The sequence below is a fragment of the Streptomyces sp. NPDC091289 genome (assembly GCF_044757365.1).
Taxonomy (GTDB): Bacteria; Actinomycetota; Actinomycetes; order Streptomycetales; family Streptomycetaceae; genus Streptomyces.
Window position 1 is genome coordinate 257714 of the sequence record NZ_JBIVUT010000012.1, and the last position, 9424, is coordinate 267137.

10 protein-coding genes and 1 riboswitch are annotated in these 9424 nt (G+C 72.6%); of the genes, 5 read left to right on the top strand and 5 right to left on the bottom strand.

The features are described from left to right. Positions 1–21: 21 nt before the first annotated feature. The 5 genes from metF to ACIQPT_RS18500 all read right to left on the bottom strand — a co-directional run bounded on the left by metF (position 22) and on the right by ACIQPT_RS18500 (position 3899). Positions 22–939, bottom strand: a complete 918-nt coding sequence (gene metF / locus ACIQPT_RS18480; RefSeq protein ID WP_164614221.1) for a methylenetetrahydrofolate reductase [NAD(P)H] — start codon at positions 937–939, stop codon at positions 22–24. Positions 940–1065: 126 nt separating this feature from the next. Next, the gene (gene thiE, locus ACIQPT_RS18485; RefSeq protein ID WP_401156951.1) at positions 1066–1716 is read right to left on the bottom strand and encodes a thiamine phosphate synthase; all 651 of its coding nucleotides are present in this window, start codon (positions 1714–1716) and stop codon (positions 1066–1068) included. Between the two features lie 88 nt (positions 1717–1804). After that, positions 1805–2170 carry an Rv2175c family DNA-binding protein gene (locus tag ACIQPT_RS18490; RefSeq protein WP_371622973.1) on the bottom strand — a complete coding sequence of 122 codons (366 nt, stop codon included), beginning with the start codon at positions 2168–2170 and terminating at the stop codon, positions 1805–1807. A 93-nt stretch (positions 2171–2263) separates the two neighbouring features. Further along, entirely contained in the window at positions 2264–3439 is a 1176-nt protein-coding gene (locus ACIQPT_RS18495) for an NAD(P)/FAD-dependent oxidoreductase (RefSeq protein ID WP_401156952.1), read from the bottom strand. Positions 3440–3557: 118 nt separating this feature from the next. After that, a complete protein-coding gene (locus ACIQPT_RS18500; RefSeq protein ID WP_401156934.1) occupies positions 3558–3899 on the bottom strand; it encodes a hypothetical protein in 342 nt (113 codons plus the stop codon). A gap of 51 nt (positions 3900–3950) precedes the next feature. Beyond that, a riboswitch (TPP riboswitch) is annotated at positions 3951–4063 on the top strand. Here ACIQPT_RS18500 and thiO point away from each other — a divergent pair. From thiO to ACIQPT_RS18525, 5 genes are all read left to right on the top strand, one after another. Further along, positions 4061–5260, top strand: coding sequence for a glycine oxidase ThiO (thiO, locus tag ACIQPT_RS18505; protein WP_401156935.1), 1200 nt, complete (start codon positions 4061–4063; stop codon positions 5258–5260). It overlaps the preceding riboswitch by 3 nt. Then, positions 5257–5538 carry a sulfur carrier protein ThiS gene (gene thiS / locus ACIQPT_RS18510; RefSeq protein WP_401156936.1) on the top strand — a complete coding sequence of 94 codons (282 nt, stop codon included), beginning with the start codon at positions 5257–5259 and terminating at the stop codon, positions 5536–5538. The genes thiO and thiS overlap by 4 nt, the downstream gene beginning before the upstream one ends. A gap of 2 nt (positions 5539–5540) precedes the next feature. Beyond that, complete coding sequence (locus ACIQPT_RS18515; RefSeq protein WP_401156937.1) at positions 5541–6335, top strand: thiazole synthase; 795 nt, start codon at positions 5541–5543, stop codon at positions 6333–6335. Positions 6336–6524: 189 nt separating this feature from the next. After that, positions 6525–8462, top strand: coding sequence for a Stk1 family PASTA domain-containing Ser/Thr kinase (gene pknB / locus ACIQPT_RS18520; protein WP_401156938.1), 1938 nt, complete (start codon positions 6525–6527; stop codon positions 8460–8462). 7 nt (positions 8463–8469) lie between these two features. After that, positions 8470–9333, top strand: a complete 864-nt coding sequence (locus ACIQPT_RS18525) for a deoxyribonuclease IV (RefSeq protein WP_401156939.1) — start codon at positions 8470–8472, stop codon at positions 9331–9333. The last annotated feature ends 91 nt before the right edge of the window (positions 9334–9424 follow it).

A 9424-nucleotide genomic window follows, 5' to 3' on the forward strand; every position in this document is an offset into this window, starting at 1 on the left:
GTCGGCGGCGGGTACGACCGGTCACGACTGCTTGTGCAGTCCGAGTTTTTCGTAGATTTCGAGCGTAGCCGTCGAGTTGTTGAGCGTGATGAAGTGCAGTCCGGGCACACCCTCGGACAGCAGCTTCGCGCAGAACTCCGTTGCGAACTCGATGCCAATGGAGCGTACAGCGGCTGGATCGTCCTTGGCCGCGAGGATGCGCTCTTTCAACGACGCGGGCACGGTCGCGTTGCTGAGCTGGGAGAACTTTTCCAATTGCTTCACGCTGGTAAGGGGCATGACCTCGGGGATCACCGGCGTTTCGCAACCCGCAGCGACCACACGGTCACGCATCCGGAGATAGTCCTCCGGGCGGAAGAACATCTGCGTGATCGCATAATCCGCGCCGGCCCGGCACTTGTCCACGAAATGGCCGATGTCCGTCTCCCAGTCGGTCGACCGGGGGTGCATTTCGGGAAATGCCGCGACGCCGACGCAGAAGTCGCCCGATTCCTTGATGAGCCGGACGAGGTCGGCGGCGTACTTCACTCCCTGCGGGTGCTCCACCCACGCGCCCATCGGGTCGCCCGGCGGGTCGCCGCGGACCGCGAGGATGTTCCTGATGCCCGCGTCGGCGTACTGCCCGACCATGTTGCGCAGCTCGGCGACGGAGTGGTTCACCGCGGTGAGGTGGGCGACCGGGGTGAGGGTGGAGTCGGCGGCGATCTGCTGGGTGGCCCGGACCGTCCCGGCGCGGGTGGATCCGCCGGCGCCGTACGTCACGGAGACGAAACTCGGGCGGACCGCCTCGACGCGGCGCAGCGCGTTCCAGAGGTTGCGCTCACCTTTTTCCGTCTTGGGCGCCCAGAACTCGAAGGAGTACGACGTCTTGCCGGTCGCTAGCAGGTCACGCACGGTGCGCGCGTGATCCGTCCTGGTGGAGGGTGTGCCAAGGGCCATAAGGGGAGGTTAACCAGGGGGTGGACGCTCCCCCAACCAGAGCGGGAAAGTTTGTCTCGTTTTGCCGGACTGTTGTCCATCCCTCGGACAGAAGCCCGAGATGTCCGCCATCAGTACGCCTGAAGTTCAGAGCGTGTGCGCCCGGACACGGCGGGCCAGGTCGGCGGTGGCGGCGGCGGGATCGTCGGCCTCGGTGATCGCCCGGACGACGACGACACGGCGGGCCCCGGCGTCCAGCACCTGGTCCAGATTGCCCGCGTCGATCCCGCCGATCGCGAACCAGGGGCGCGCCTGGCCGAGGGAGGCGGCGTGACGCACGAGGCCGAGGCCGGGGGCGTGGCGGCCGGGCTTGGTGGGGGTGGGCCAGCAGGGGCCGGTGCAGAAATAGTCCACACCGTCCTGGGCGACGGCGGCGTCGACCTCGGCCTCGGCGTGCGTGGAGCGGCCGATCAGCCGGTCGGCACCGATGATCGCGCGGGCGGCGGGGACCGGCAGGTCGCCCTGCCCGAGGTGCAGGACGTCGGCGCCGATGGCGTGGGCGACATCCGCGCGGTCGTTCACCGCGAGGAGCTTGCCGTGCCGGCGGCAGGCGTCGGCGAAGACCGCGAGGTGCTCCAGCTCCTCGGCGGCCTCCATGCCCTTGTCCCGGAGCTGGACGATGTCGACGCCGGCGGCGAGCACGGCGTCCAGGAAGGCGGGGAGGTCACCCTGCCGCTTGCGGGCGTCCGTGCACAGATAGAGCCGGGCGTCGGACAGCTGCTCGCGAGGCGTGGGCACAGACGTGGACATAGGTGGAACTCCCCCGTGGTCGTGACGGTGCACGGGCCGCACCGGGCGGCCCGTGCTCCGCTTTCTGTCGTGTCGGTCAGACGGCGAGCGCCTGGGCGCGGCGCTTCACCTCCGTACCGCGATTCTCGCTCAGCGCCTGTGCGGGGGTGCCGGGCAGGGTCGGGTCGGGAGTGAAGAGCCACTCCAGCATCTCTTCGTCGGAATAGCCGTCGTCCCTCAGGAGGGTCAGGGTGCCGGAGAGGCCCTTGACCACCTTGTCGCCGTCGATGAAGGCGGCGGGCACCTGGAGCGTCCGGTTCTCACCACGGCGTACGGCGATGAGCTGGCCTTCCTTGACCAGCTGCCGTACGCGCGTCACCTGGACATCGAGCATTTCCGCGATGTCGGGAAGGTGGAGCCAGGCGGGGACGAGAGCATCGGTCTTTGCGTCAATCTCGGTCACAAGGACAAGCGTGCCATCCAGGACTGACAGCCGGTACCCGGGCCGACCGTACGGGGGTCGGCCCGGCGGGTCCCGGGCCTCTCACCGCGCGGCTCACAGGGCGGCGGACTTCAGCGGTACGGCGGGATCGGCCACCTTCTCCGGGTCGAGGACGGCCCCCGACTCGATGAGCCTGCGGCCCTGGGCGAGGTCGCGCGGGCGGCCCACGGCGAGCACGGCGACCAGGGCGCCGTCGCGCAGCCAGCACACCGACCAGGTCGGATCCGCCCCGTCGCCGCGCCACAGCAGGGTGTCGGCGTCCGCGTGGTGGCCGGCGTACTGCACGAAGCGGCCGAACTGCTCGGACCAGAAGTACGGGACGGGGTCGTGGACGGGGAGCGGTCCACCGTCCTCGGCGGCCATGATCGCGGCGGCCGCGGTGCGCGGGCCCTGGAGGGCGTTGTCCCAGTGGTGGACCAGCAGGCGGGTTCCGTAGCGGGCGGAGGGGAAGGAGGCGCAGTCCCCGACCGCGTACACATCGGGCAGCGAGGTGCGCAGCGCGCTGTCGGCGGTGACCGAGCCGTCCGGGCCGAGCTCGACCCCGGAGCCGGCCAGCCAGCCGGTGGCGGGGCGGGCGCCGATGCCGACGACCACGGCTCCGGCGGGCAGGGTGCGGCCGTCCGCGAGGACGACGGCCCCCTCCTCGACGCGGTCGACGCGGGCCCCGGTGAGGAGTTCGGCGCCGCTGTCGGCGTACCAGTCGGCCATCGGGGCGGCGACCTCGGCGGGCAGGGCGCCGGCGAGCGGGCGGGCGGCGGCCTCGACGACGGTGACCGCGCAGCCCGCGGCCCGGGCGGCGGTGGCGAACTCCGCGCCGATCCAGCCCGCCCCGACGACGACCACGTCGTGCTGCCGGTCCAGGACGGGCCGCAGCCGGGCGGCGTCGTCGAGGGTGCGCAGCAGATGGACGCCGGACACGCCTTCGGTGCCGGGCAGGGTCAGGGGCTCCGCGCCGGTCGCGAGGACCAGGGCGTCGTAGCGGACGGGTCCGTCGGCGGTGTCCAGCACATGGTCGGCGGCGCGCAGGGCGGTGACGTCCAGACCGAGGCGCAGGGTGATGTCCAGCGCCTCGAAGTCGACGTCGAAGGCGGAGTCCTCGGCCTTGCCCAGCAGCACGGCCTTGGACAGCGGCGGCCGGTCGTAGGGCTGGTGGGGTTCGGCGCCGATCAGGGTGACGGGCCCGGTGAAGCCCGCCTCGCGCAGGGCCACGGCGCTCTGCACGCCCGCCATGCCCGCTCCGACGACCACGACATGCCGGGCCGGACTCTTCTCCGTCTGCTCTTCGCTCACCTGTCCACCTTAATCACCTGACGGCACGTCAGGAATACGGCCGCCGGAACGACGGCCGTCAGGAGGGCACTTCCTCCACCACGCTCGTCCCGCTGCCCTCCTGGGACTCCCAGGCCCACCGCTCCTCCAGCCGCACCCGGCCGTCCGCGAGGTCGACGACCGTCGAGAGACAGTGCCCGGACGAGGTCGTTCCGTCCCGCTTGAGCTGTACGTAGCGGAAGTCCAGCGCGTCCCCGTCCCGGGTGCCGACGAGATGGCCGCGGACCACGTCGCCGCCCGCGTACTCGGCCCAGATCACGCCGTCCCGCTCGTGGTACGTGAAGCGGGTGCGGGTGCCGACCTGGCCGGGGGCCTGGTCGGCGACGGGCGAGAGGACGAGTCCGTCGAGCGAACGGGCCATGGCAGGCGCTCCCTTACTGACCGCGGGCGAGTGGGTCTAGGCTGGCCAACGTAGAACACTCGCGGGAGCCCGGACGCACCGGGCTGAGAGGGAGGCTGGACGGCCTCCGACCGTACGAACCTGCTCCGGGTCATGCCGGCGAAGGGAGGGGCTGGACACCCATGCGCGTCTCGGGGAGAAACTCCGGATCCGACGGATCCGACGTCCTGGTCATCGGGGGCGGAATCATCGGCCTGGTCACCGCGTGGCGGGCCGCCCAGCGAGGGCTGGGCGTCACCGTGGCGGACCCCGCACCGGGCGGCGGCGCCGCACAGGTCGCGGCGGGCATGCTGGCCGCCGTCACCGAACTGCACTACGGCGAGCAGATGCTGCTCGGCCTCAACCTCGCCTCCGCCGCCCGCTATCCGGCGTTCGTCGAGGAGCTGGAGGAGGCGAGCGGCCGGGACACCGGCTTCCGTACCTGCGGCACGCTCGCCGTCGCACTGGACTCCGACGACCGGGCGCATCTGCGCGAACTGCACGCCCTCCAGGAGCGTTCGGGCCTGGAGTCGACCTGGCTGAGCGGCCGTGAGTGCCGCCGCCTGGAGCCGATGCTGGCCCCCGGCGTCCGGGGCGGCCTCCGGGTCGACGGCGACCACCAGGTGGATCCGCGCCGCCTCGCCGCGGCGCTGCTGACCGCGTGCGAGCGGGCCGGGGTCGCGTTCCGCCGGACGACCGCCGAGCGGCTCACCGTCGCCGGGGGCCGGGCCACCGGGGCGCTGCTCGGCGACGGCACGGAGTGCGCGGCCGATCAGGTCGTGCTCGCCGCGGGCAGTCTCAGCGGCCGGCTCGCGGGGCTCCCGCCGGAGCTCGTACCGCCGGTCCGCCCGGTCAAGGGCCAGGTCCTGAGGCTCACCGTGCCCCCGGCGTACGCCCCCTTCCTCAGCCGCACCGTGCGCGCCGTGGTCCGGGGCGGCCACCTCTATCTCGTGCCGCGCGAGAACGGCGAGCTGGTCGTCGGCGCCACCAGCGAGGAGCTGGGCTGGGACACCACGGTCACCGCCGGCGGGGTGTACGAGCTGCTGCGCGACGCCCATGAGCTGGTGCCCGGCATCACCGAGCTGCCGCTCACCGAGACCCTGGCCGGTCTGCGTCCCGCGTCGCCCGACAACGCCCCGCTGCTCGGCCCGACCGCGCTGCCCGGTCTGCTGTTCGCCACCGGCCACCACCGCAACGGCGTCCTGCTGACCCCCGTGACCGGGGACGCGATGGCCGACGCCCTGACCACCGGCGAGCTGCCCGAGGCGGCCCGCCCCTTCGCCCCCGGCCGGTTCGGACCGGCCGTCCCCGCCGCCCCCGTACTCCAGGAGCAGCCCGTATGACCCAGCAGCCCACCGTGCCGGAGCCCGTCTCCGCGCCGGAGCCCGCCGCCGTGTCGGAAGCCGCCGCGACCGCCACCGTTTCCGTCTCGGTGAACGGGGAAGCCCGTGCCGTTCCCGCCGGGACCGCCCTGGACGCCCTCGTCGCCACCCTGACCCCGGCCCGCTCCGGGGTCGCCGCCGCCGTCAACGAGAGCGTCGTCCCGCGCGGCCGGTGGGCCACGACGAAGCTCGGCGAGGGCGACCGCGTCGAGGTCCTGACCGCCGTGCAGGGAGGCTGACCATGTCGGACGACGTCTTCACGCTGGGTCCGGCCACCTTCGGCTCCCGGCTGATCATGGGCACCGGCGGCGCCCCGAGCCTGGAGGTGCTGGAGCGTTCGCTGATCGCCTCCGGCACCGAGCTGACCACGGTCGCGATGCGCCGGCTCGACCCGACCGTGCGGGGTTCGGTGCTCTCGGTGCTGGAGCGGCTCTCCATCCAGGTCCTGCCGAACACCGCGGGCTGCTACACCGCAGGTGAGGCGGTGCTGACCGCCCGGCTGGCCCGGGAGGCGCTCGGCACCGACTGGGTGAAGCTGGAGGTGATGGCCGACGAACGGACCCTGCTGCCCGACCCGATCGAGCTGCTGGACGCGGCGGAGATCCTGGTGGACGACGGGTTCGTCGTGCTGCCCTACACCAACGACGACCCGGTCCTGGCCCAGAAGCTGGAGGACGTGGGGTGCGCGGCGATCATGCCGCTCGGCTCCCCCATCGGCTCCGGGCTCGGCATCCGCAACCCGCACAACTTCGAGCTGATCGTCGAGCGGGCCGGGGTCCCGGTGATCCTCGACGCGGGCGCCGGGACGGCCTCGGACGCGGCGCAGGCGATGGAGCTGGGGTGCGCCGCTGTGATGCTCGCCTCGGCGGTGACCCGGGCTCAGGAGCCGGAGCTGATGGCCGGGGCGATGCGTCATGCGGTGGAGGGCGGGCGGCTCGCGTACCGGGCGGGGCGGATTCCGCGCCGCCATTTCGCCCGGGCGTCGTCGCCGGTGGATGGGCGGGCGGTGCTGGATCCGGAGCGGCCTGCGTTCTGAGCCGCCGGTACGTGTTCGGGGGCGCTGCCCCCGGACCCCCGCTCCTCAATCGCCGGAGGGGCTTGAATTGCCCCCGGATGGGCCGGCCGCCCGGGGCTTGAATTGTCCCTGTCACGGATCGGCTGCAGAACGGCCCCGGGAGTGCCCCGGCCCGTCCGGGGTGTCGGTGGCGGCTCGTAGACTCTCGGGGTGGACACGACCCTCCAGGACCCTCTCGTCGGGCAGCTGCTCGACGGCCGGTATCGCATAGAGGCGCGCATCGCCGTCGGCGGGATGGCCACGGTCTACCGGGCCGTGGACACCCGCCTGGACCGGGTGCTCGCCCTCAAGGTGATGCACCCGGCGCTCGCCACCGACGTCTCGTTCGTCGAGCGCTTCATCCGTGAGGCCAAGTCGGTGGCCCGCCTCGCGCACCCCAATGTCGTCGCGGTCTTCGACCAGGGCGCCCAGGGCGCGTACGTCTATCTCGCGATGGAGTACGTGGCGGGCTGCACCCTGCGCGATGTGCTGCGCGAGCGGGGGGCCCTGCAGCCCCGGGCGGCCCTCGACATCCTGGAGCCGGTCCTCGCCGCGCTCGGCGCCGCGCACCGGGCCGGGTTCGTGCACCGCGACATGAAGCCGGAGAACGTCCTGATAGGGGACGACGGCCGGGTGAAGGTCGCCGACTTCGGCCTGGTCAGGGCGGTCGGCACGGCCACCGACACCACCGGCTCGCTGCTGGGCACGGTGTCGTATCTGGCCCCCGAGCAGATCGAGCACGGCACCGCCGACACCCGCAGCGATGTGTACGCCTGCGGGGTCGTGCTGTACGAGATGCTGACCGGCGCCAAACCGCACACCGGCGAGAACGCCGCCCAGGTCATCTACCAGCACCTCAACTCCGACGTCCCGGCCCCGTCCGCCGTCGTGCCGGGGCTCCCGGTCGCGCTGGACAGCCTGGTGGCGAGCGCGACGGCCCGCAATCCGGAGGTGCGCCCGCACGACGCGGTGCTGCTGCTGGCCGAGACCCGTGAGGCCCGCGCCGCGCTGACCGACGCCGAGCTGGACGCCGTACCTCCGCAGGCCTTGTCGGAGGCGCACGACGGCGCGGACGACCGTACGAGCGTGATCCCTCGGGCCCTCCCGGCGGACGGTGGGGGCGACGGCGGGGTCGTGCACCGCACGAGCCGCCTGGAGATGCCGCCGGCGGGCCCTGACGCTCCCCGGCGCGGTACCGGCCGGCGCGGCCCGTTCGGCGGGCCGCACCGCAAGCTGATCACGATCCTCACCGCCGTCCTGCTGACGCTCGGCATCGGCACGGGCGTCTGGTACATCAACTCCGGACAGTTCACCCAGGTCCCCTCCCTGCTGGGCCAGACCCAGAAGACCGCCGAGCAGCGGCTCTCCGACGAGGGGCTCGGGCTGAAGGGCGTGGACCGGGTCTTCAGCGACACCGTCGAGCGGGGTTCGGTCGTCAGCAGCGACCCCGCGTCGGGCGCGCGGATCCGCGGCAACGGCTCGGTGAAGCTCGTCGTCTCGCGGGGCCCGGAGATCGTGCGGGTGCCCGATGTCGTGGGCAACTCCCTCGCGGACGCCCGGCGCTCCCTGAAGAAGGTGGGCTTGGCCCCCGGGATGGTGACCAAGGAGTTCAGCGAGGACGTGGCCCGCGGCGACGTGATCCGCACGGATCCCCGCGCGGGCACGGACCGCAATCCGGACACGGCCGTGGCGCTCGTCGTCAGCAAGGGCGCTCCCGTCGAGGTCCCGGACGTCACCGGCCTCTCGGCCGAGGACGCCACCGCCGAGCTGGAGGCCGAGGGGCTGAAGGCCGAGGTGCTGCCCGGCCGGGTCCACTCCGCCGAGGCCGAGGGTGATGTCGCCGAGCAGTCCCCCGGCGAGGGCGCCGAGGCCGCCGAGGGCGACACGATCCAGCTGACGATCTCCCAGGGCCCCCGGATGCTGGACGTCCCGGACGTCACCGGCCGGGACGTCGACGAGGCGCGGAGCACCCTGGAGGAGGCGGGCTTCGAAGTGAAGGTCGACCGGCCGTTCCTCTCCTTCAGCAACACGATCGCGAGCCAGTCCGTGGACGGCGGCGAGCAGGCCCCCGAGGGGTCCACGATCACGATCAAGACCAAGGGGTTCTAGAAACCACATGCACTCTCTGCGCAATCCGGTCGGCGGACACGTCCCGGTGGCCGGCGGCCTCGCCAAGGTCGGCCTGGAGTACGCCCGTGAGCTGGCGGCGGAGACCGTGCAGGTCTTCGTGGCCAACCCGCGCGGCTGGGCGATGCCCGCCGGGAACCCGGCGCAGGACGAGCTGTTCCGCGCCGCGTGCGCGGCGGCCTCGATGCCGGCGTACGTCCACGCCCCGTATCTGATCAACTTCGGCTCGCACACGGAGGCCACGGTCGAGAAGTCCGTGGAGTCCCTGCGCCATTCGCTGCGGCGGGCCCGGGAGATCGGCGCGCTGGGCGTGGTGGTGCACACCGGTTCGGCGACCGGCGGGCGGCCGCGTACCGAGGCGCTGGCCCAGGTGCGCGAGCACATGCGTCCGCTGCTGGACGAGCTGACCCACGACGACGCTCCGGATCTGCTGCTGGAGTCGACGGCCGGCCAGGGCTTCTCGCTCTGCTCGCGGACCTGGGACTTCGGGCCGTACTTCGAGGCGCTGGACTCCCATCCGAAGCTGGGCATCTGCCTGGACACGTGCCACATCTACGCCGCCGGGCACGATCTGGCCGGCCCATCGGGGATGCGGCAGACGCTCGACCTGCTGGTGGAGACGGTCGGCGAGGGGCGGCTGAAGCTGATCCACGCCAACGACTCCAAGGACGTCGTGGGCGCGCACAAGGACCGGCACGAGAACATCGGCGCCGGCCACATCGGGGCGGAGCCCTTCCGGGAGCTGTTCACGCATCCGGCGACCGAGGGCGTACCGCTGATCATCGAGACGCCCGGCGGCAAGGAGGGGCACGCGGCGGACGTGGCCCGGTTGAAGGAACTCCGAGGGCTCTAAAGCGTGTTGCAGAAGGCTGGCGTCGGGCAGGTCAAGCCGGGTTCTGTGCCCTTGTAGATCATGTGGCCAGGGCGTGGTTGTGGAGTGTGGC